This is a genomic window from Massilia sp. UYP11, from assembly GCF_050434805.1.
GTDB lineage: Bacteria > Pseudomonadota > Gammaproteobacteria > Burkholderiales > Burkholderiaceae_D > Telluria.
Genome location: NZ_JBNDJE010000013.1, coordinates 102,259 through 124,541, shown reverse-complemented (window position 1 = coordinate 124,541; position 22,283 = coordinate 102,259). Strand labels below are relative to the sequence as shown.

Here is a 22,283-nt window from a genome sequence, read left to right as displayed (position 1 = left end):
ACTGTCTAAAAAACAGGCCGGCATATACATGGGCGGCGATTTCGGGTATCGTGTCACCCGCTAAAAGTGTCTCTACATCCGTTACTCCGGCTTGCCGCCGGCCTGCCGCCGGGCTGTCCCGCTTGCCGGCTTATCCCCGGTCCCCTGCCTGCCATGCGCGCCGGAGCCCGGTTCCCGTTCGCCCTGCGCTGCGCGTCCTTCGACCCGCAACGGGGAGGACCTGCCCGATCGTAGAGCTGAACGAATGAATGCAACTAAATAATATGTCTGATTCTCCGAGCAACATCGCGAACAACGACGTCGCCGCCGCCACTGGTGCCACGCCTCCCATGCCCGCCGCCCCGGTCGCGGCACCGGCCGCCGCCGAGGCTCCCACGGTGCGCTTCGCCGACTTCGGCCTGGCGCCGGAAATCCTGCGCGCGCTCTCGGACCAGGGCTACGTCCATCCGACCCCGATCCAGGCCCAGGCGATTCCGGTGGTGCTGCAGGGCCGCGACGTGATGGGCGCGGCCCAGACCGGCACCGGCAAGACCGCCGGCTTCTCGCTGCCGATCCTGCAACTGCTGATGCCGCACGCGAACGCCAGCATGTCGCCGGCGCGCCATCCGGTGCGCGCCCTGGTGCTGGTGCCGACCCGCGAACTGGCGGTGCAGGTGGCCGAGAACGTCAAGGCCTATGCCCGGCATACGCCGCTGCGCGCGACCGTGGTGTTCGGCGGCATGGACATGAAGCCGCAGACCGAGATCCTGCGCCGCGGCGTCGAGATCGTGATCGCCACCCCGGGCCGGTTGCTGGACCACATCGAACAGAAGAACGTCAGCCTGGGCCAGGTGCAGATGCTGGTGATGGACGAAGCCGACCGCATGCTCGACATGGGCTTCCTGCCCGACCTGCAGCGCATCATCAACCTGTTGCCGAAATCACGCCAGAACCTGATGTTCTCGGCCACCTTCTCGCCAGAAATCAAGAAGCTGGCCAACACCTTCCTGAACAACCCGCTGACGATCGAAGTGGCGCGCAGCAATGCGACCGCCGAGAAAGTGACGCAGATCGTCTACAAGGTCGACGAAGAAGCCAAGCGCGACGTGGTCGAGCACCTGATCCGCTCGCGCGACATGAAGCAGGTGATCATCTTCTCGAACACCAAGATCGGCGCCTCGCGCCTGTCGATCCACCTCGAGAAGCGCGGCGTCAAGGCGTCGGCGATCCACGGCGACAAGACCCAGCAGGAGCGCATGGCGGCGCTGGACGCGTTCAAGAACGGCAGCGTCGAAGTGCTGGTGGCGACCGACGTCGCCGCGCGTGGCCTGGACATCTCGGACCTGCCGGCCGTGATCAACTACGACCTGCCGTACAACGCCGAAGACTACGTGCACCGCATCGGCCGCACCGGCCGCGCCGGCGCCTCGGGCGACGCCTTGTCGGTCTACTCGGACAAGGACGAGCGCCTGCTGGCCGACATCGAGAAGCTGATCAAGCAGACCATCACGCGCGGCACGCTGGAAGGCTTCGTGGCCCCCGCCAGCCGTGGGCGCGAAGGTGGTCGCGAGAGCGGTCGCGAAGGTGCTCGGGAAGGCGGCCGCGAGGCTGGCCGTGACAGTGGACGCGACGGCGGCCGCGACGGCGGTCGCGACTACGCTGCGCGCGACGGCGAACGCGGCGCCCGCCGCAGCGACGAGCGCGGCCCGGCGCGTGCGCCGCGCTCCGGACTCGGTCCGGGCGCGCGCCGCGACAGGATCGATCCGTGGTTCCTCAAGCCGTACGAACCGACCAGCAGCCCGCGCAAGGATCTCGATGCGGCGCCGCACGCGGCGGCCAAGCCGGCCAAGCAGAAGCTGGCTTTCCTGCTGGGCGGCGGACCGAAGGCGCAGGCCTGAGCGCCAGCGGCCGACGCCGTTCCCGCCCGGCGAAGGCGGGAACGGCCGCTTCCAGGCCGGAGATGCGTCCGGCGTGATGGCGCGGCCTCGCGTCGGCACGTAGCCGGAGAGCCTGGCTCAGGCAGTCCGCTCGAGCGCGGCCCCGACCCGCTCCAGCAAGTCCTGGTGCTGGTAGGGCTTGGACAGCACGTCGAGGACGCCGCTGGGCTTGCCACTGCCGGGCAGTTCGTCCATATAGCCGGTGGTGACCAGCACCGGCAGGTCGGGGCGCCTGGCGTGCACGCGCTCGATCAGTTCCAGCCCGTTCATCCCGCCCGGCATGATCACATCGGTAAACAGCAGGTCGGCCTGCTCGCCGTTTTCCAGCAGGCCGAGGGCGCGCTCGCCGCTGGGGGCCGACAGCACCTCGTAGCCGGCCATTGCGAGCATGCTCTCGGCCAGTTCGCGTACGTCATCGTTGTCCTCGACCACCAGGATGCGGCAGCGCCGCTCTTGCGTGTCTTCGCGCGCGCCGCGCCGTCCGGCCAGCGCGGCATCCTCGCCGGCGCCGGCGCCCAGCTCGGCGACCCGGAACACCATGCGCACCTGGGTGCCCCGGCCCGGCTCGCTCTCGATGTCGAGCTTGCCGTGCGATTGCTGCACGAAGCCATGCACCATCGCCAGGCCCAGGCCGGTGCCCGGTCCCTTGGTCGTAAAGAAGGGCTCGGTGGCGCGGCGCTTGACCTCGGGGGTCATGCCTTCGCCCTCGTCGTTCACGCAGATGCAGACGTAGTCGCCGGGGGGGAGGCCCAGCAGGCGGCGGCGCTGCTCGCCCAGCACGGCGGTGCCGACCGAGACCGCGCCGCCGCCCGGCATGGCGTCGCGCGCATTGAGCACCACGTTCAGGAGCGCCATCTCGAGATAGGTCGGGTCGATGCTGCAGGCAGGCAAGCCGGGCCGCAGGTCGAGCCGCAGGTCGATCTTGTCGCCCAGGGTGCGCACCAGCATGTCGGAGAACTCGACCACCAGGCTGTTCAGGCTCAGGCGCTTCGGTTCCAGGCGCTGCTTGCGGGCGAAGGTGAGTAGCTGCTGGGTCAGTTTTCCGGCCTGCATGGTGGCGCGCTGGGCGCGCCGGATCGGTTCGACCGCCTTGTGCTCGGGGCCGGCGCCCAGCAGGGCGACTTCGAGGTTGCCGTTGATCACCTGCAGCAGGTTGTTGAAGTCATGGGCCATGCCGGCCGAGAGCTGGCCGATGGCTTCCATCTTCTGCGCCTGCAGCCAGGACTCCTGGCTGCTGCGGCGCTCGGTGATGTCCATCTGCGAGGCGAAGAAGTAAAGCAGCTTGCCTTGCTGGTCGAAGATCAGGCCGAAGAACAGGGCGTTCCAGAACGGCGTGCCGTCGGCCTTGTAGTTCAGGATGTCGACCGCCGCCGCGCGCTGTTCCTCGACCGCGCTGCGCAGCTCGGCCACGGTGGCGCGGTCGGTGTCGGGCCCTTGCAGGAAGCGGCAGTTGCGGCCCAGGATCTGTTCTTGCGAGTAGCCGGTCAGGTCCGTGAAGGCGCCGTTGGCGAACACGATCGGGTTGTCGTCCTGGTGCGGATCGGTGATCAGCATCGGCATGCGCGTCATCTCGACCGCGGCGAAGAAGATGTTGCCGCGCTCGTCCAGGCCGCCGTGTTCGATGTGGCTGGACTGCCAGTGGTGGGTGCCGGGATTGTCCTCGGGCGAACCCATCGGATGGACGGCATTGCCCTCGACCTCGCCATTGGCCGGCACGCCGCGGCTCTGCCCGCAGCCCTGCACGTCGAGATCTTTCTTGAGTAAATCGTCCTTCGGCGGTCCGAGTACCATGGGGTGTTCTTGCGGGTTGGGCGCCGGCGTGCCCGCATCGTACGGGCCCGGATATGTCGCCTCCACTGTAATCGGACACCCGGCCGATGCTCCGTTCGTAAGCGCACAGAGGCGCCCATGTGACCGCTTCCGTTTGACTGGCAAACGGCAGCGGTCACCGCGCCGTGCGTGATAGCGCTCTCAGAACGTGGATGGCCGGGGATCTGGATGGGCCCCGCTGCATTCGGTCTTGCCACCGAGCAGGCCTGGACGAGGGTCGACCTGCATCATCGAGCACTACCGCTTACCTTCCGGGGGCTGGCCGGTGGACAGCCGCGCGCGCCAGGCCGCCAGCGCCAGCTGCATCCTGGGCCAGGTAAAGAACCGCCGTTGCTCGTAGTACAGCGGTCCGTCGTGCGGACGCTCGAGGGTGCGCGCCGGCGCAACCGGCTGCAGCGATTCGACGCCATGCGCCAGGTAATGCCAGAGCACCGGTGGAAACAGCAGCAGCCAGGTGCTTGCCTGGGACGGATACGACAGGCAACAATGCAGGTTGCGCAGGCGGTCATGCCAGGCGATACGCCTGGCGTGCACCTGGCCGTTGGCGGAGAGCGGCGCCAGCACGCGCGCCAGCGGAACCGGCACGCCGGCCGCACGGTAAAGCGGAAATTGCCAGGTGCGGGCGAGCAGGCCGTGCTGCTCCGCCAGCGCCACCGCGAGCGCGTGCAGGGCGTCATGGTCCTGGTGGCCGCCCTCCCAGGCGGGGATGTGAAGGGCGGCGACCGGGCCATGGGTATCGAGCCAGCGCGTGATCCAGGCCTGGGCCGCGTCGAGCTGGAGGGGAAGGTTGGCGTCGGCGATGCCGAGCGCCTCGCCGGCGAAGACGATGGCTTGCGGCGCAACGCCGAGCCGGCCCAGCACTGCGCGCGACTCCGCATTGCGGCGCGCCGCGCGCGCGCGCCGGCCCTGGCCGTCGGTCAGGTAGGCGCAGGCGACCGGCACGCCGCAGCGCCGGTAGTCGGCAATGTGCTGCAAGACCCCGAATTCATCGTCCTGGTGCGCGAACAGGAACAGGGCGGCGCCGTCGGTATGCATCGAAGTCGGATGTGCTGGACAGGGACTGGAAATGCGGCGGCAAGGGGGCCCGCGGGTTCATTCTAGCGCGCCGCCGGCGCCGGCGCGCTGGTCTGGCGTTGGCGCTGCGCCACTCAGCGCGGCACGATCGCGCGCACTCCGGGAATCGCCTGCATGCCGCGCACCAGCACGGCCGAGCCGGAGGCCGCGCACAGGGCCAGCAGTGGAATGCCGAACCAGGGATTGACGTAGCGGTAGTCGATCCCCACCGTCTCCAGCGCGAACAGCACCCAGACGTGGATGAGATAGACGCCAAAGCTGGTCGCCGCGAACCAGGCGACGGCGCGCATCCTGCGGCTGCCCGGCGGCGCCCAGGTCGCACCCAGCGCGCGCAGGGCGACGAAAGCGGCCAGGCTGGCCAGCAGCACCAGCGGACTCGAGTAAGTATAGAAGGCTTCGTTGGCCTGGGCCAGCGTATGGCTTCGCCACCATGTTGCCAGCGCAATGGCAAGCGCCAGCAGGGCCCAGGCGGCCCAGGCGAAGGCCAGGTGGAGGCGCCGGGGGACCGCCGGCAGGCGGTGGTACAGCAGCGCCCCCACCGCCATATAGCCCGGATAGAGATGCAGCGCCGCCCAGTCGATGCCGGCCACCCGGCGTCCAGTCAGCGCGATCTCCAGCGGCACCACGCTGGCGGCGATGAACCAGAACAGCAGGCAGAACAGCTGGGTGCGCGGGGCGACGTGCTGGTGGAACGCGACCAGCACCGGGAGGAACACGTAGACCCCGGCCAGCGCGTACAGGTACCACAGGTGGCCGGCGACCGGCCCGTTCACGATCAGCGCCAGCCAGTCGTCCTGGCGCTGGCCGGTATGGCGGAACCACAGCAGGTACAGCAGCGACCAGGCGGCCAGCGGCAGCAGGATGCGCCATTCGCGGCGGCCGATCGCGGCGACCGTGGGCGCGCGCGTCAGCAGGAGCGCGCCGCTGATCATGAAGAACAGCGGCACCGCCACCCGCGCCACGCTCTCCCAGGCGTTCACGGCCCACCAGTTGCGCTCCCCCATCAGGCCGAAGCCCTTGGCGCTGACATGGATGACGATCACGAGCAGGGTGGCGACCACGCGCATGGTGTCGAGCGCATGGTCGCGTGGCGGGGTGGTGGCGATGGGCGTCATGGGGTCAGGCCGGATGGCGGAAGGTCACTGCCTTGTGCAGCGCGAAGGTCAGTACCGGGCCGCACAGGAGCACCAGCGCCAGGCCGACGAGGTAGTGCCAGCGCAGCGCCTCGGCCAGTGCCGACAGCGCGACCGTCAGCGCCAGGCTGAGCATCGATACGGCCAGGAACTTGCGGTAGCGGCTCCAGCTCGGCGGCTGCTTGAAGGTGAAGCGGCAGTTGGCGAAGAACGAGCAGGTGTTGGCCAGGGCAAAGCCGGCCACGTTGGCCGCGACCGGTCCGGCCAGCGCCGTTTCGACGAGCGCGATCACGGTGCCCGAATGCAGGACGGTGTTGAAGACGCCGATCAGGCCGAATATGACGAAGGCGCGATGACGCGCCAGCAAGCGCCGGAACAAGTCAACGAGCTTCATCGACGTTTTCGCCAGGCTGTTCCTCGCGCACCAGATAGACCGGACGGCGCTTGACCTCGTGGTAGATGCGGCCGACATACTCGCCCAGGACGCCGATGCCGATCAGCTGCACACCGCCGATGAACATGCCGCCCGCCATCAGCGAGGCGTAGCCGGGCACGTCGACGCCCGCGAACACGGTGTCGAGCACGATCAGGGCGGCGTACATCAGCGACAGCAGCGACACGCCCATGCCGAGATAGGTCCAGACCTTGAGCGGCACGGTCGAAAAGCTGGTGATGCCTTCCAGCGCCAGGTTCCACAGTTTCCAGGCATTGAAGCTGGAGGCGCCGGCATGGCGCGGCGCCGGCGTGTAGGGCACGGTCACGGTGCGAAAGCCCACCCAGGCGAACAGGCCCTTCATGAAGCGGTGGTTTTCCGGCAACTGGCGCAGGGCCTCGACCACGCGCCGGTCCATCAGGCGGAAGTCGCCCACGTCGATCGGCACCTCGACCTTGGAGATCATGTTGTGAAAGCGGTAGAACGACAGCGCCGACAGTTTCTGCAGGTGGCCGTCGGTGGCGCGGTCGGTGCGGCGCGCCAGCACCACTTCGGCGCCCAGTTCCCACTGCGCCAGCATCTCGGACAACAGTTCCGGGGGGTGCTGCAGGTCGCTGTCGATCGGCACCACCGCGTCGCCCGTGGCCCGGTCGAGCCCCGCCGTCAGCGCGGCCTCCTTGCCGAAATTGCGCGACAGGTCGACCAGGTGTACCCAGGGATAGCTGGCGCGCGCCTCCTGCAGTTCGGTCCAGGTGGCGTCGTGGCTGCCGTCGTTCACGGCGATGACGTCGATCTCGTACCGGGGCAGTTCGACGGCGATCGCGGCGATGCGCCGGAAGAACTCGGACACATTGCCCGATTCGTTATAGAACGGAGCGACCAGGGATACACGTTTCTTCATTGTCTGTCGGTGTCAGGGTGGGTGCTTTTACGGCACAGGAAAACGATCTCCATGTCGGCGCAGACGGCGCCCGGGCCGGCCAGCCGTTCGGCTTCCTGCTGCTGCTTGAAGTAAAGCTTTTCGAACGCGATCGCCGTCGAGGCGGGCAGGCCGGCGATCGTGACGTCATAGTTGTCGCAGGCCTTGGTCGCGCGTGCGATATAGCCGGTGGAAAATGGATAGCCGTGCTTGACCGCATACGCCATCACGGGCAGCAGGGCGTTCGATCCGGCCACCTGGTTGCAGCGGAACGGCGGATAGTAATGCAGGGCGCGCGTCTGCGCGCCCAGGAATTCGTTCCAGCGCGCCTCGTCGATCAACGGAGCGGACTGTTGCGCCACCACTTGCCGCACGTAGTGGTGGTGCGCCTGCAGGTCCCACATCTGCAGCGCCGTCACCGCCGCCAGCAATGCCGCTGCGCGCCACGCCGGCACGTGGCGCGCGACGCCGATGACGGTGAACAGGATGACCGCATAGCCGACCGGCCAGAAGAACCGGCCGGACGCACGGAAGGTGGTGGTCACGGTCTGCATCCATTCCGGCAGCTGCAGGGCGTACAGCCGGGCGTTGCCCAGCCAGACGAGGTTCGACAGTGCGAACAGCCACAGCACGACCAGCACGCCCAGCAGGGCGCCATGGCGCCGCCAGAATCCCGGATCGCGGCCTTGCAGCACCTTGTACGCGACGACCGTCAGCAGCAGCAGGAACACGCCGAGGTAGTTGAACCCCTCGCCCTGGCCGTCGTGCGCCATCGGATGCTCCAGTTGCAGCAGGTAGCCGCCATAGAGCGGCGCGAGCAGGTTCATCGAAAAATAGCCGAAGCCCCATTCGCGGCTGCCCGCGCCAGGCGGCAGGGGCAGCACGGTGACCCACATCGTCGCGAACAGGAGGCCATAGACGGCCAGCGGCGTCAGCAGCGCGCGTCCGAGCGTGGCGCGGCTGGCCGGCGCGCGCAGCAGCTGGCGCAGCACGTCGGCGCCAAAGATCGCCGATGCCATCACGAACAGGTAGATGTTGACGTAGAAGGCGCCCACCAGCAGCGCCATCCAGGCCGGCGCGTCCAGCCGGCCCAGGCGCGAGCCGCGCAGGTAGGCCGCGAAGGCGAACACCAGGATCCATTGCGACATCAGGCTGGTGTGCGAGATGCGGAAGGTCAGGGCCGGGAAGCTGGCCAGCAGCACGGCCAGCGCCGCCAGCGCGGCCCAGTTGCGCACGCGCGCCTCGCGGCAGATCCACCACGCGCCCACGCCCTGCAGGATGAAGCACAGCGCGATCCACAGGCCGTAGGGGTTCCAGTAAGGCGCCCCGTGGCGCACCAGCTTGAGGAACAGCGCATAGAGCGGCACCGTGTCGAGGAAGGTCGCGACCGTGCCCTCGGGGGTGTTGAGGGTCTCGAAGCGCAGCAGCGGCCAGCGCCAGGCGTCGCTGGCGTAGGCATTGAAGCCGGCCAGGTACTGGGTGATGTCGGCGTTGTCGCGCCACCAGAATGGGGCCGTGCCGCGCAATATCGGGTAGCCGTACAGCCACCAGGCGTAGCCCAGGGCGAGCGCGGCCGCCAGCAGCAGTCCGGCGGGGCCGTGGATGTCGAGCCACCAGGCGGCGCGGCGCAGGCCGGGCCGGGCCTGGAGCGCGCGCATGCACTGCAGCGGCGTCACGCGGCGGGCGGCGTCGACGCCGGGTCCAGCAGCGCCAGCAGCGCGCGCGCCTGCTCGCGCCAGGTCATCCAGTCCATGCCTTGCGGCGTCGGGTGGCGGCCCTCGGCATGCAGCGCCAGCCATTCGCGCACCGCGGCGGCCAGGTCGGCGCCCTGCATGCCGGCGAAATAGTGGGCGTGATCGCCCGCCACCTCGCGGAACACCGGCAGGTCGCGCGCCAGCAGCGGCAGGCCGTGGTGGGCGGCTTCGATCAGGGGCAGGCCGAAGCCTTCGCCCTCGCTCGGGAACAGCAGGCAACTGCTGGCCAGGTAGACCTGCTGCAGGGTGTCGTCGTCGATCCCGTCCAGCCACAGCAGGCGGCGGCCCAGTTCGGGGCTCGCGCGCAGGCGCTCCAGGATGCGCGGCAGGGTGCGGCGGTCGGCGTCGGCCAGGCCTTTCCAGCCTTCGCGTCCGACGATCACCAGGTTCAGGTCGGCGCCTTCGGCCCACAGCTGCTCGAAGGCCTCGAGCGCCTGCAGGTGGCCCTTGCGCGGCTCGATCGTGCCCACCATCAAAAAGCTCGGTCGCGCGGCGACCTGGCGCGCGAGCGGCGACTCGGCGGCTGCGGCATGCGCCGCGAGCTCGAGGTCGGCGCCCAGGTGCAGCCCGGTGCGCACCTGGCCCACGCGCGTGGCCAGGCCGCGTTCGGCCAGCCAGGCGTCGAGGTCGGCGCACACCGCGTGCGAAATGCAGATCAGGCGGTCGGCCTCGGCCGCCACGCATTCGAGCCAGGCCGCGTGGGTGACGTCGGCATGGGGCGGGAAGAATTCGGGACGCAGCACCGGCAGCAGGTCGTAGACCACGAAGTTGATCGACACCCCGCGCGCGCGCCATGCGGCGTACAGGCCGCTGCGCGCGGCCTCCATCGCGGCGTGCGGCGAGTGGTCTGCGCAGTAATAGATGTCGCCGGCCAGCACGTCGACCACCGGGTCCTGGCCCTGCAGCACGTCCTCGATGCCGAGCAGGCGCGCGGCGTAGTTGCGCGCATAGCGGTACTGGGGATGCTCGCCGCTGTTGTCGAGATAGACCGGTTCGACGCGGTAGCCGCTGGCGCGCAGCTGCAGCAGCTCCATCAGCTGGTTGCGCACCACGCGCTCGATGCCGGTCTTGAGATCGTTGCGCGCGATGGTGGTGACGTCCAGCAGCAACTGGCGCGGCTGCAGCGGATCGGGAGCGCGCGCCACCGCGCGCGCCAGGTGCTGCAGCATGGCGTCGTCCGGCGCCAGGCCGGGCGTGGCCAGCAGGGCGCCCTGCAGGGCGCGCTGGCCCAGGCGGCGGCGCACGGCGTCGCGCTCCAGCGCCGCCTTGTACATCAGGCCGACCCGTTCCGGGCTGTTGCGCGTGCCCATCAGCGCGAAGCCGGCGGCGGCCAGCGCCAGCCGGCGCGCGTCGTCGGCGCGCAGGGTTTCCAGCGCCCGCACCAGCTCCTGTTGCTCGAAGGCGTCGGGCAGCATCCAGACCGCGTCGTGCGGGAACTCGGCCATCGCGCCATTGGCGTTGATGATGGTCGGCAGGCCGTAGATCATGCAGTCGAGCACCGTGCCCGAGGTCTCGCCGCGCGAGCCGGTACGCAGTTGCACGCCGACGTCGGCGGCCTGCAGATAGTGGAAGTAATCCTCGTCCGAGGTCCAGCCCGAGATGCGCACCCGCCCGCCGCCCGCGGCGTCGATGGTCTCGCTCATCTGGCGGCCGTAGTCGCCGCCATGGTTGGCGCCGACGAACACCAGGTGGCACCGGCGGTCGGCGTGCAGCGTCGACGCAAGCCAGGCCTGCAGCAGGGCCAGGCAATGCTTGGTGGGAGCGATGAAGCCGAAATTGCAGACCACGAAATCGTCGGCGCCGATGCCCAGCGCGCGGCGCGCAGCCGCGCGATCGTTCACGCGTGGCGCCGCGCGCGGCAGCTGGCCCGGGCTCCAGTCGGCGCCGGCCTGCGGCCCGTACCAGTCGCGCGCCAGCTGGCGCGCATATTCGGAATGCACGATCACGTGGCTGGCGTCCTGCAGGATCTCCAGGTTGCTCGGCCAGTCGTGCTTGGCTTGCTCGAGGCCGTCCGGCGCCACGCTGGCCTGCACCGCGGCGTAGCCGTGCGAATGCAGCAGGCTGCGGGTCCAGGCGCCCGGCATCGCGCCGGTGATCTGCTCGTACGAGATCATGCTGCTCAGGTAGAAGTCGTGCAGCACCACCACGCCCGGATGGCGCTGCAACAGCGGCATCATGTGGCTGTGATAGGGACTGTTGCCGAACTGGTAGATGACGTGCTCGTAGCGCTCCGGATGCTGGTCGAGCCAGGCCGGCGGATGCTGTGGCAGGTGCGCCAGTTCGGGCGGCAGCGCCACCTCGGCCTGGTGCACGATCAGTTCCACCTCGAAGTGGGGCAGCAGGGTGGGCAGCACGCGCACCGCGTAGTCGGCGATGCCGGTGCGCTCGGGCGGCAGCGGCGACAGGAAGGCGATGCGCGGCCGGCGCGCGGCCGCACCCGCCGTGGCGGCGGCTGCCGCGGCGATCCGCGCCACATGCGCTTCCAGCGCGGCAATGGCGCGCTGCGCGCTGCGGTCCCAGCTGAACTTGCGCGCCTGGAGCGCGCCATGCGCGCGCAGGCGCGCCTGCAGCGCCGGGTCGCCCAGCACCTCGGCGATGCGCTGCGCGATGGCGGCCGGCTGGCGGCCATCGAACAGGGCGTCGGGGTGGCCGATCACTTCCGGGATGCTGGTGCTGTCGGCGCCGATCACCGGCGCGCCGCAGGCCATCGCCTCCAGCGCCGGCAGGCCGAAGCCTTCGTGCAGCGACGGGAACACGAACAGCGCCGCGCTGCGGTACAGGTCGATCAGGTCGGCGTCGCTCAGGTAACCGGTCAGCACCATCTCGTCCGGCGCCAGGCCGTGCTGGCGCGCCAGCTGCCCCAGGCGCTGGCGTTCGCCGTCGTTGATCTTGCCGGCGATAACGAGCTGGTGCGCGCCGCGCACGGGCGCCGGCAGCAGCGCCCAGGCCGCGATCAGGCCGTCGATGTTCTTGCGCGCGTCGAAGCCGCCCGGGGCGCACATCAGGGCCGGGCGATTGATGCCGAAGCGCGCGCGCAGCGCCGCCAGGTGGCCGGGATCGAGCTCGGCCTTGCAGAAGGTTTCGTCCACCGCGGTGGAGATCGAGACCACGCGCTCCGGATCCAGGCCGAGGGCGTCGATCGCCTCCTGGCGCGAATAGTCCGAGATCGCCAGCAGCAGGCCGGCCTGGCGCAGCGAGGCGATCTTGCGCTCGTAGTAGTTGCGCTGCTCGGGCTGGCGCAGGTACTGCTCGGGATTCAGGAAGGGAATCAGGTCGTACAGCACGGCGGCGGTGGCGACGCCGTCGCCGAAGCGGCCGATCGAGACCACGGCGTCGTCGACGTAGCCTTCGAACAGGCTGGTGACCAGCACCGCGTCCGGGCGCAATTGGGCGATCGCGTATTCACGCAGCAGCTCGCCGGCGCGCGCGCGCGGCGAGTTGACCGGGTGCGCCTCTGCGCTGGCGCCGGCGCCGTCGAACAGGCAGATGCGCTCGCGCGGCACCAGGCCGTCGAACGCCTGGCGGATGTCCTCGATCGCGCCGCCGAGGGCCGCGTTCAGGACCAGCCACACCTCGTGCCCGCCGGCGTTGCGCGCGACCCCGAGGGCCAGTGCCAGCGAATAGCGCCCGATGCCGCGATAGCGGCTTTCCGACTGGGCGCCCTGGAGATCAATGACTATCCGCATCGCTGGTCCTTGCCTGTTCCTGTTTCGGTGGATGCTGCCGTTTCTGCAGCTGTTGCAGCTGGTGGTACACGCGCGCCGCGCGCGGCGACAGTTCGCCCGGTTGCTGGTCGACCACCACGCGCACGGCGTCGCTGTTGTCGAGCATGAGCTTGTAGAGGCGCGCCTCGAGCGCCGGCACGCGCCGCAACGCGGCGCGCGCGGCGCGCTTGAGCGCAGGGCGGCGCAGCACGGCGCCGCCGAGCCGGCGCGCCAGGCGCAGGCCGCGCGACTTCGCGGCGCTGCCCAGGCGTCCTTCGCGCTGCGCGTTGCGCAGGCGGTAGGCCAGCGTCATCGCGCGCCGCAGCGGCTCGGTGATGCGCCACGAAGTGCTCGACAGCAGGTCGACCACGCGCTGGCCCATCTCGGCCGCGTGGGCTTCGGCCTGCGACAGCCGCGCTTCCTGGCGCGCCGCCTGCTGGCGCAGTTCGTCGAGCTGCCGGGCGAGCGCGGACTGCTGTTCGGCCGCCAGGGCCTGGGCGCGCGCCAGTTCGCTGCCGTGCTTGCGTTCGTCGGCCAGCGCGATGGCCGTCTGCACGCCCTGCTCGCCGATCCGGCCCAGGATCTGGTGGATCTCGGCGTGCTGCGCCGCCAGCTGCTCCTGGTAGCGCTGGGCGAGTTGCGCCAGCGTGATGCCCCACGGCGCCTCGAAGGCGTCGTCGAACGGCGCCAGCACCGGCTGCGGCGCGGCCTTCTGCGCCACCACCGCGTAGTCGGGGCTGACGCCTTCGAGCACCGTGATCAGGCCTACCGGCGCCTCGGTATGCAGGCGCGGGTCTTCCTGCAGGCGCACGATGCGCTGGCGCGCGAAGCCGGCGTGCTCGGCGGCGAAGCCGAGCAGGCCGGGCGGCAGCGGATGTTCGTGCGACGGATCGAGGTAGAAGCTGGTGGCGCCGACGGTGAGGTTTTCCGGGTTCGGCGTCTCCATGATGAGCAGCCCGCCCGGTTGCAGCACGCGCAAGGATTCGGCGATCAATTCGCGCACCAGGTCGAACGGCAGGTGCTCGACCAGGTGGAAGGCCGACACCAGCGCCAGGCTGGCGTCCGGACGTGCGCGCAGCGCCGCCAGGGCGTCGTCGCGGCGCGCGGCCAGGCCGCGTTCGCGGCAGGCGGCCAGCATGCCGTCGTCCAGGTCGACGCCCTCGGCCTGGAAGCCGTTTTCACCCAGCAGCTCCAGCCACTCGCCGCGTCCGCAGCCGAGGTCGAGCGCGGCCGGCGCCGGCGCCAGCGCACGCAGGGGGGCGGTGAAGCCGGCATAGGCGCGCAGCCGGTCCTTGATGGTCTCGCGCGAGCCGCGGTAGCGGTCCTCGAAGGCGCGGTAGAACGAGGTCTGGTTCATCGTTGGATCTCCACTTGCGGTTCGAGCCAGCTGCTGCCGACGAATTCGCGCCGGTTCATGTTCATGACCATGAAGATGGCGGCCAGGTCGCGCCACTCGTAGTTGTCGGCCAGGTGGGTCTCGCTGCTGGTGAGCGCGGTGGTCACCGAGTAGCTGCCCGGCCCCAGGTTGAGCGGAAAGCGGAAGCGGTATTCGATGACTTCGCCGGCGCGCAGGCCGGTGAGGGCCTGGTCGAGATAATGGGTGTTGGTGCCGAAGATCTGCTGCCCCAGGCGGTCCTTGATCATGTAGCCCAGCACCAGGCGCGGCACCGATTTGTTGATCCTGACGCGGATGCGCAGCTGGGCCGGCACGCCGACGTTGAGCACCTCGAGCGCCTGGCCGTTCTCGTTCTCGAGCGCCACCTCGAGCACGCTGGCGTGGCCGGTGCCCGACGTGGTCTGGACCCGGCCTTCCGGCGTGCGCACCTGCTCGACGGTGCTGCCTTCGCGCTCGGCGATCAGGGCGTTGTAGTAGTCCATCACTTCCTCGGGCGTGCCCTGCTTGGCCAGGCGGCCGCTGTCGAGCAGGATCGCGCGGTCGCAGATCGACTGCATGGCGGCGCGGTCATGGCTGACGATCAGCAGCGTGGTGCCCTGCTTGCGGAACTCGCGGATGCGCTCGAAGCTCTTGTGCTGGAAATAGGCGTCGCCGACCGACAGCGCCTCGTCGACGATCAGCACGTCCGGACGGACCACGGTGGCCACGGAGAAGGCCAGCCGCATCTGCATGCCCGACGAATACACCCGCACCGGCTGGTCGATGTAGTCGCCGATCTCGGCGAAGGCCTCGATCTGCGGCATCAGCCGGACGATCTCGTCGACCGCGAGTCCGAGCAGCTGCCCCGACATGAACACGTTCTGGCGGCCCGTGAAGTCGGGATGGAAGCCCATGCCGAGTTCGAGCAGGGCGGCCACCCGGCCATGGATCGCCACGCCGCCGGTGGTGGGCTGGGCGGTGCCGGTGATCAGCTTGAGCAGCGTGCTCTTGCCGGCGCCGTTGATGCCGATGATGCCGACCGCATCGCCCGGCGCCAGCTGAAAATTGATGTCCTGCAGCACCCACTTGAGCTTGTGGCGCGGCTTATTGCCGGGCAGGATCCATTCGGCCAGCCGGCTCCAGCGGTTTCCGTATTGCTTGTAGGCCTTGCCCAGGTCCTTGACGATAATCGAGCCCATCAGAGTTCATCCACCATTTCGCCGGCGCGCTTGCGGAACAGGTGCATCCCCAGCGCGCACAGCAGCAGGGCAAGCACGGTAACTGGCAGCAGGCTCGGCCAATCCGGCAGCTCGCCGCGCAGCAGGATGCCCTGATAGGCCTGCACCACCGAGGCCATCGGGTTCCACACCAGCAGCGGCCGCACCTCGGCCGGCAGCGCGGTGACCGGATACACCACCGGCGTAAACCAGAACCAGAATTGCAGCAGGATGGCGAAGAACTGGCCGACGTCGCGGAAGAACACGTTCAGCACGCCCAGCACCATGGCCAGGCCGATGGCGAACAGGATCTGGATCGCCAGCACCGGTAGCAGGGCCAGGGCGCTCCAGCCCGGGAAGGAACCGGTGGCGACCAGGAATACGAGGAAGAGGCCGAAGATGATGGCAAAGTTCACCAGCGCATTGAGCACGACCACGATGGGCAGGCAGATGCGCGGGAACTGCAGCTTCTTGATCAGGTTGGCGTGTTCGAGGAAGACGTTCTGGCCGCGCGTGGTGATCTCGGCAAACAGGCCCCAGGTCAGCACGCCGGCGCACAGGTAGATGCTGTAGGCAAAGTTGCCGGTGCCGCCAGGCAGGCGGGTGCCCATCACCTGCGAAAAGATCACGGTATAGACCACGATCATGGCCAGCGGATTGAGCACGGTCCAGGCGGCGCCGAGCAGGGAATTGCGGTACTTGGCCTGGAATTCTCGGCGCACGCTGCCCGCGATGAAACCGCGGTAGCGCCAGACGCCGCCCAGCATATTACGGGAAATCATAGGTATTGGGGCTTGATCATGATCAGGAATCGGGACGCGCGATAAGCGTCCTTATTCGGGATGGCCCCGAAGATAAGTTGCTGATTATAACATGATGCTGACTAGGAATTTACGAGTTACTACTTGTTACTTTGCCATACAGTAACTCGGGAGGGCATGCCGGTGCAGCGTGCGGCATGCCGTCAACCGTTGCCCTCGATGAGCTTTTGCAGCTCTTCCGGCTTCATGATCGTGATGCTGTGCGAGCCCTTCTTGATGATTCCCTGCTGCACCAGCGTCAGCAAGGCGCGGGTGACGGTCTCGCGGCTGGTGTTGATCATGTTGGCGATGTCCTGGTGCGTCGGCAGGTTTTCCACCACGTGGACATTGCCTTCCTTTTTCTCCTTGAGCAGGTTCAGGAAGGTGAAGATGCGGCGTGAGGTATTGTGAATACTGAGCAGGGCGCGGAATTCCGAGTCGCGTTGCACCTTCTCGGCCAGGAACCGCAGCATCTCGTGGGCCACCGGCGGCGAATGCGTAAACATGTGCAGCGCGACGGCGCGCGGCAGCAGGGCGACCAGCACGGGTGTCAGCGCCACGACCGATGCCGAACGCATGGCGCCGCTGATGACGGCGATCTCGCCGAAAAAGTCGCCCGGCTGCAGCATGCGCAGGCCGATTGCGCGGCCGTCCTCGGTGACGTCGATGACCTGCAGCGAACCGCTCAGCAGGAACAGCAGGCTGTCGCCGGGCGCGCCTTTTTGCAGCACGATGTCGCGCTTGGCGTATTCGCGGATGCGCAGGTTCGTTTTCACCCGCAGCATGTCTTCTTCGTTGAGGTTGGCGAGCAGCGGGATCTTGCGCAGATGGATCTGGACTTCATGTTCCTGCGCCGTCGGTTCGTTGGCCGCGGGAACGGCCGGCACGGGCGTCGGGTCGCCGGGAGCGGCTTCTTTCTCGGGATCGTTCTTGCGGTTGGTCGACGATGTCATGCGGTTCTCAAATCACCTGTAACAGTCCGAACGCAGCGGTGGCGGCGGCAATGCCGGCCGTGTTCGCCCCCATGTCGCGCCAGCAAAAACTACGTCCGGGCACCAGCTTCTGCAGTAATTCGATGGCAAATCCGGCTGAAAGCAAACCCAGCAGCCAGACCATGCGGCGCGCCCAGGCGGGTTCGATCAGCAGCGCCAGGGTGCTCAGTCCCGCGAATGCAATGAAGTGCAGCAGCTTGTCGTGCGGAAGCAGCGGAAGCCAGCGCGCCGGCAGCAGGCAGCCGAGCGCGACGGCGCCAGCGGCCGCCACGAAGACAATCAATTCCCAGGACATATCGACCTATTGCTTGTACACCAATCCTGGCGTTAGAAGTTATCCCAACGCAAACTCATCTGCAGGGCGTGACTATTATATTGGAAGAGCGAGATGTTCTCGCGGTTGAGCGTGCTACGCCACTCCACGACGACGCTGTAGCGTGAATGCAACTTCCAGTTCACGGCGGTGCGCAAGGTCGCCGTGTCCTGCCGACGCCGCGTGTCGATCAGTCCGGGGGAGTACAGCGCCTGGCTGCGCCAGTGTTGCCAGGCGACGCCGCCTTCCAGGCTCAGCCGGCTGGTGGCTGCGCCATACCATTGCAGGCTGCCAAACCAGCCGTCGCGGTCGCCGCCCGGCCGGCCGTTGGTGCTGTCGTCGTGCAGGCGGGTCAGCGTCGCCTGCGTCAGGCTGCGCCCGCCACGGTAACCGGCAATGCCGCCGAGCTCGATGGTCGTGCCGTCGTAGGCGGGGCGGGTGGGGTACTCGACCTGGCTCAGGTTGCCCGACAAGGTGAATTCGGCGCCCTCCGGCATTTTCCATGGCGGCGACAAACGCATCTGCAACTGCTTCTGGCGCTGGTACAGGGCGCGGTCCAGCGTCACATACCCAAGCGCCGCCGTGCCGCGCAGCAGCCAGCCGCCCGGCTTCCACGTGTGCTCGACCGCCCCCACCACCAGGGCGGTGTCCTGGCTGCGCTCCCGGTCGTGCCAGCGCGAATAGGCCTGGACGATGGCGTTCGTCGCGGCGCCACCGAGCGGGTGCACGGTGGACAGCGTCAGCTGGCTGAAGTTGTCGCCCTTCGGCAGGAAGTCGGGAGCCAGTTCGTACTCGGTCCGTGCGCTGCCGGTGCCGATCGCGAAGCGCGGATCGCTCGCGCCCTGGTTGACGTTGTCGTCGTGGCCGCGGGTGGCCGCCAGCAGCCAGGCGCCGCCCTCGCGTGCGGTCCTGTTGCCGCAGCCGGTGGCGCGGTAGCGCGCGATCGTCTCCACGATCGGTTCCGGCAGCGCGAAGCGTTGCTGCAACCCGGAAAACAGGCGCTCGGCCTCGTTCGAATTGCCGAGTTCGCAATGGGTGATCGCCAGGTCGAGCCAGGCGCCGGCGTGGCGCGGCTGGGCGGCCACGACGCGCTCGAGCAAGGCCGCCGCTTCTTCGACCCGCCCGTCGGACAGCGCGCGCAGTGCGGCGCGATACAGTTCTTCCTGCTGGTCCGCTTCGCCCGCGCTCGGCGGCGAATCGGCGGCCGGGGCGTCCTGCGCCACGGCGTGGCACGACCAGCACGCCGCCGCCAGCGCGATGGCTGCGACCAGGCGCATCATGCGCCTTGCTCCAGCGTGTAGATGCGTGTCGGGCGCCCCTTGCCGCGCAGCTGGCGCTCGCCCAGCAGCAGCAGGCGGTGGCGCCTGGCCAGCGCAGCCGTGCCCTCGCCCACGATGACGTCGTGCGGATAGTCGCGCGCCGCCTGTTCCAGGCGCGCCGCCGTGTTCACGCTGTCCCCGACGGCGGTATAGATGCTGCGGGCCGCGGTGCCGTAGTCGCCGGCCATCGCTACGCCGCTTTCGATGCCGATGCGTACGCGCAGCGGCGGCAGTCCGCTGGCTTCGCGCTGGCTGGAAAATTGCGCCACCTCGCGCAGGATGCGCGCCGCCGCGTCGAGCGCCAGGTCGGCGTGGTCGGGATTCGGCAGCGGCGCCCCCCAGAAAGCCACCAGTCCGTCACCAGTATACTTGTCGAGGGTGCCGCGCTGGGCCAGCACGGGCTGGGTGAGGCATTCCAGGAATTGCGTGGTCAGGCGCGACGCTTCTTCCAGCGACAGCGCCTCGACCTGGCTGGTATAGCCCTGCATGTCCGCCACCAGGGTGGTCACTTCCAGGCGCCGCGGCGCCAGCGGGTCCTTCAGGTCGCTGCGCAACAACTCGTCGACGACTTCGCCGGCCACGTACTGGCGCAGCGTGCCGAGCAGCTGGCGCGAGCGGCGCTGCGCCAGCTCCCACTGGAATGGCACGGCCACCGCCAGCAGGTACAGGCAGCACAGCAGCGGCGCCGCCGGCGCGAAATCGGGGTCGTGTGGCGCCAGCAGCCAGGCGATGGCCAGCCACAGCAGGGCGCTGGCGCCCAGCAGCAGCGCGTTCGAAGCCGCCGACATGCGCGGCAGCGTATAGGCGGTCAGCAACACGACGGCGAGCACGAAGGCGAACGCAATGCTCTTGCCTGGCAGCGCGGCCGGCGCAAGGCCCTGTTGACGGTCGAGCAGCGAGGTGAGCATCGAGGCATGGACCAGCAGGCCGGCGCTCGACGCGCCCAGCGGGGTTGCGATGCGGTCGCCGATGCTCAGCGACGAAGAGCCGATCAGCACCAGCCTGCCGCGTGCCATGCCTTCCGGCATATTCCCGGACAGCAAGTCGACAGCCTTGACGACGTCGTAGGCAGCCCAGTCGCGCGCAAAGGGCACGCGTTCGACCGCGCGCAGCGGCAAGTTATCTGTCGCATCACCACAACACTGTAGCAAGGCGAGCGAGAGGGTAGGGTAGACTCGGCCGCGGTAACTGGTGAACACGGGCAGGCGGCGCAAGGCGCCGTCGGCATCGGGCAGCACGCCGATATTGCCGGCATGGCGCGACTGGGCCAGGCCGGCGTGGTTGGCCAGGTAACCGAGGGCGGGCAGTGCGTTGCCGGCTGCCGGCGCCGGGGCGCCGCCGACCAGATGGCCGCTCCCCAGCGGCGCATCGGCGTGCAGGTAGTCGAACATCTGCGCGAGCACTACCGGGCCGTGGCCGGCCAGCATGGCCAGGCGCATGTCGCCGTCGGCGTCGGCGGGCTTTTCCATCAGGATGTCGAGCGCTACTGCGCGAGCGCCGTCGGCCAGGGCGAGTTCGACCAGGTCGGCGATGCGGGCGCGCGGCCAGGGCCAGGGGATGTTCGCCACGCTGCTTTCATCGATGTCGATCACCAGGATGCGTTGTTCCGGTACGGCGCTGGCGCGCAGCTGGATGAAGCTGTCGCGCAACCACTCGTCCACCGCGCTCGTCGGCCGCGTGCCGCCACCCCATTGCAGCCATCCCGCCAGCACCACCGCGACAAGCGCGATCAGGCCGCGCAGGACGGCTGGATGGCGCAGGTCGGTGCGCAAGAAGCGGGGGAGTGGCATTGGCAAAAATGAAACCAGAATGTACCGAAAAACGGAAAACATGCAGTATATCGGGTTGCATTTGCCAGCAGAAATAATTTGCTGCAGGCAAATGCCGATATACACTCAAGATTGTGATGAGCGTCACAGATTTTATCGGTTGACGCTGGACAATGGTAGGTATGGAGGACTCTATGTTGAAAAAAATCGTGGTGGCTGTTGCGATGATGTTGTCGCTGGTCGGCAACGCACAGGCGGCAGAGGCCGGCCGCGTGGTGTTCGTCACCGGCGATGCCCAGCTCGGCCGTCACGTCGCCCTCAAGGATGCGGTAGTGGCGGAGGGCGACCAGATCTCGACCGGCGTTGACGGCTATGTCTATGTGCAGACCGTCGACAACGGTTTCCTGATCCTGCGTCCCAATACCGTCGCGCGTGTGACGGCGTATTCGATCGACAACGCCGACCCATCGAAAACCCAGGTCAAGCTCGAGCTGTTGCAAGGCGTGGCCCGCGCGATTTCGGGTGAAGGCGTCAAGCGCGCGCGCCAGAACTTCCGTTTCAATACGCCCGTTGCCGCGATCGGCGTGCGCGGCACCGATTTCACGGTGTATACCGATCAGCAGACGACGCGCGTGACGGTGCTGTCCGGCGGCGTGGTGATGAGCGGCTTCGGCGCCGGCTGCGCGGCGGCGGGAACCGGGCCTTGCGAGGGACGTGACGCGCGCGAACTGTTCGCCGGGCAGGGCGGCATGCTGCTGCAGGTAGAGCGCGGCAACAGCATTCCGCAATTGCTGGCCAATCCGGCGCTGGCGCCTGACCAGGCCGGCAAGCCGCGTGGCGACGAGCCCACGACCAAGCCGGCCGCGGCGCCGCTCGCGCAGGTGAATCTGGATCCGCAGCGTTCGGCGCAGACGCTGAGCAATGTGCGACCAGTGGCGCCGGCCCCGACGCCGGAGCCGGCTCCGACGCCGCTACCACTGCCGGAGAGCCCGCCGGTGACCGATCCCGTCATCCCGCCGCCCGTGGTGATCGAGCCGCCACGGCCGCCAGTTGCCGTCGTGCCCGAAGTTTTCTGGGGACGCTGGCAGGCAGTGCTCAATCGGGCGCCTGCGATCGGCCGTATTGATGACGCCGATGTCGATATTGCCACTTATTACGGGCCATATGCGATTACGCGCCTTTCCAATTCGGCATTGGTCATGCCAAAAGAAGGAACGGCGGCATTTACATTGATGAGCGGCGAGGCAATCATGACCAATTCGGATGGCAATCGGTTTGCCACGATCGATTCGGGCCAATTGACGATGGATTTCGCGAAAAAAACCTTCGCCACGTCGCTGGTCGTCAGGGCCGACGGCGATCGCGCGGACGTCATCGGCAGCGGCATCATGACGGACAAAGGCATGCTGTACGAAGACCGGCGCTCCGATACGATCATCCGGGGATATCTGGGTGGCGCGAATGCGGATCAGGCTGGATATATTTTCAAGAACTCCGCCAATCCGGGAATAGTTGTCAGCGGCGCCACATCGTGGAGCCGGTGAATCGGGAATAGTTGTAACCGTAATTGGTGGTTTTTTGAAAGAATTCGTAAAAAAATGTATCTATAGCGTAAAAAACTTGGGCTTTGTGATGACGGTCACAACCTTGAAATCATAATCTGGCAATATACTCCGCAGTTCTGCAATAACCCATAGGACACACACCAGTGTTGTCCTACAGCAGACTTGGTTAC

At 68.2% G+C, this 22,283-nt stretch carries 16 protein-coding genes; 2 read left to right on the top strand and 14 right to left on the bottom strand.

The window, feature by feature from the left end:
• Positions 1 to 263: 263 nt before the first annotated feature.
• Positions 264 to 1,877 carry a DEAD/DEAH box helicase gene (locus ABIB38_RS17160; protein WP_429205649.1) on the top strand — a complete coding sequence of 538 codons (1,614 nt, stop codon included), beginning with the start codon at positions 264 to 266 and terminating at the stop codon, positions 1,875 to 1,877.
• 117 nt (positions 1,878 to 1,994) lie between these two features.
• On the opposite strand, the gene ABIB38_RS17155 is transcribed toward ABIB38_RS17160, so the two are convergent.
• The 14 genes from ABIB38_RS17155 to ABIB38_RS17090 form a co-directional block, all read right to left on the bottom strand.
• Positions 1,995 to 3,707 carry a response regulator gene (locus ABIB38_RS17155; RefSeq protein ID WP_429205647.1) on the bottom strand — a complete coding sequence of 571 codons (1,713 nt, stop codon included), beginning with the start codon at positions 3,705 to 3,707 and terminating at the stop codon, positions 1,995 to 1,997.
• 276 nt (positions 3,708 to 3,983) lie between these two features.
• Positions 3,984 to 4,781, bottom strand: a complete 798-nt coding sequence (locus ABIB38_RS17150; protein WP_429205645.1) for a PIG-L family deacetylase — start codon at positions 4,779 to 4,781, stop codon at positions 3,984 to 3,986.
• Between the two features lie 113 nt (positions 4,782 to 4,894).
• Positions 4,895 to 5,935 carry an acyltransferase gene (locus ABIB38_RS17145; protein ID WP_429205643.1) on the bottom strand — a complete coding sequence of 347 codons (1,041 nt, stop codon included), beginning with the start codon at positions 5,933 to 5,935 and terminating at the stop codon, positions 4,895 to 4,897.
• Between the two features lie 4 nt (positions 5,936 to 5,939).
• A complete protein-coding gene (locus ABIB38_RS17140; protein ID WP_429205641.1) occupies positions 5,940 to 6,347 on the bottom strand; it encodes a GtrA family protein in 408 nt (135 codons plus the stop codon).
• The gene (locus ABIB38_RS17135; RefSeq protein WP_429205639.1) at positions 6,334 to 7,287 is read right to left on the bottom strand and encodes a glycosyltransferase family 2 protein; all 954 of its coding nucleotides are present in this window, start codon (positions 7,285 to 7,287) and stop codon (positions 6,334 to 6,336) included. The genes ABIB38_RS17140 and ABIB38_RS17135 overlap by 14 nt, the downstream gene beginning before the upstream one ends.
• Positions 7,284 to 8,963, bottom strand: a complete 1,680-nt coding sequence (locus tag ABIB38_RS17130) for a DUF6311 domain-containing protein (protein WP_429205638.1) — start codon at positions 8,961 to 8,963, stop codon at positions 7,284 to 7,286. Before ABIB38_RS17130 ends, ABIB38_RS17135 begins: the two co-directional genes overlap by 4 nt.
• Positions 8,964 to 8,977: 14 nt before the next feature.
• Positions 8,978 to 12,745: a glycosyltransferase gene (locus ABIB38_RS17125; protein ID WP_429205637.1), complete on the bottom strand. Its 3,768-nt coding sequence runs from the start codon at positions 12,743 to 12,745 to the stop codon at positions 8,978 to 8,980.
• Positions 12,729 to 14,120 carry a methyltransferase domain-containing protein gene (locus tag ABIB38_RS17120; RefSeq protein WP_429205636.1) on the bottom strand — a complete coding sequence of 464 codons (1,392 nt, stop codon included), beginning with the start codon at positions 14,118 to 14,120 and terminating at the stop codon, positions 12,729 to 12,731. The genes ABIB38_RS17125 and ABIB38_RS17120 overlap by 17 nt, the downstream gene beginning before the upstream one ends.
• The gene (locus ABIB38_RS17115; protein WP_429205635.1) at positions 14,117 to 15,337 is read right to left on the bottom strand and encodes an ABC transporter ATP-binding protein; all 1,221 of its coding nucleotides are present in this window, start codon (positions 15,335 to 15,337) and stop codon (positions 14,117 to 14,119) included. Before ABIB38_RS17115 ends, ABIB38_RS17120 begins: the two co-directional genes overlap by 4 nt.
• The gene (locus tag ABIB38_RS17110) at positions 15,337 to 16,137 is read right to left on the bottom strand and encodes an ABC transporter permease (protein WP_429205633.1); all 801 of its coding nucleotides are present in this window, start codon (positions 16,135 to 16,137) and stop codon (positions 15,337 to 15,339) included. Before ABIB38_RS17110 ends, ABIB38_RS17115 begins: the two co-directional genes overlap by 1 nt.
• Positions 16,138 to 16,319: 182 nt before the next feature.
• Positions 16,320 to 17,108, bottom strand: coding sequence for a Crp/Fnr family transcriptional regulator (locus tag ABIB38_RS17105; protein WP_429205631.1), 789 nt, complete (start codon positions 17,106 to 17,108; stop codon positions 16,320 to 16,322).
• Between the two features lie 7 nt (positions 17,109 to 17,115).
• Positions 17,116 to 17,442: a VanZ family protein gene (locus tag ABIB38_RS17100; RefSeq protein ID WP_429205629.1), complete on the bottom strand. Its 327-nt coding sequence runs from the start codon at positions 17,440 to 17,442 to the stop codon at positions 17,116 to 17,118.
• 32 nt (positions 17,443 to 17,474) lie between these two features.
• Entirely contained in the window at positions 17,475 to 18,740 is a 1,266-nt protein-coding gene (locus tag ABIB38_RS17095) for a tetratricopeptide repeat protein (RefSeq protein WP_429205627.1), read from the bottom strand.
• A complete protein-coding gene (locus ABIB38_RS17090) occupies positions 18,737 to 20,569 on the bottom strand; it encodes a CHASE2 domain-containing protein (RefSeq protein ID WP_429205625.1) in 1,833 nt (610 codons plus the stop codon). Before ABIB38_RS17090 ends, ABIB38_RS17095 begins: the two co-directional genes overlap by 4 nt.
• Positions 20,570 to 20,742: 173 nt before the next feature.
• On the opposite strand from ABIB38_RS17090, the gene ABIB38_RS17085 reads away from it, so the two are divergent.
• Positions 20,743 to 22,092 carry a FecR family protein gene (locus ABIB38_RS17085; RefSeq protein WP_429205623.1) on the top strand — a complete coding sequence of 450 codons (1,350 nt, stop codon included), beginning with the start codon at positions 20,743 to 20,745 and terminating at the stop codon, positions 22,090 to 22,092.
• Positions 22,093 to 22,283 lie beyond the last annotated feature (191 nt).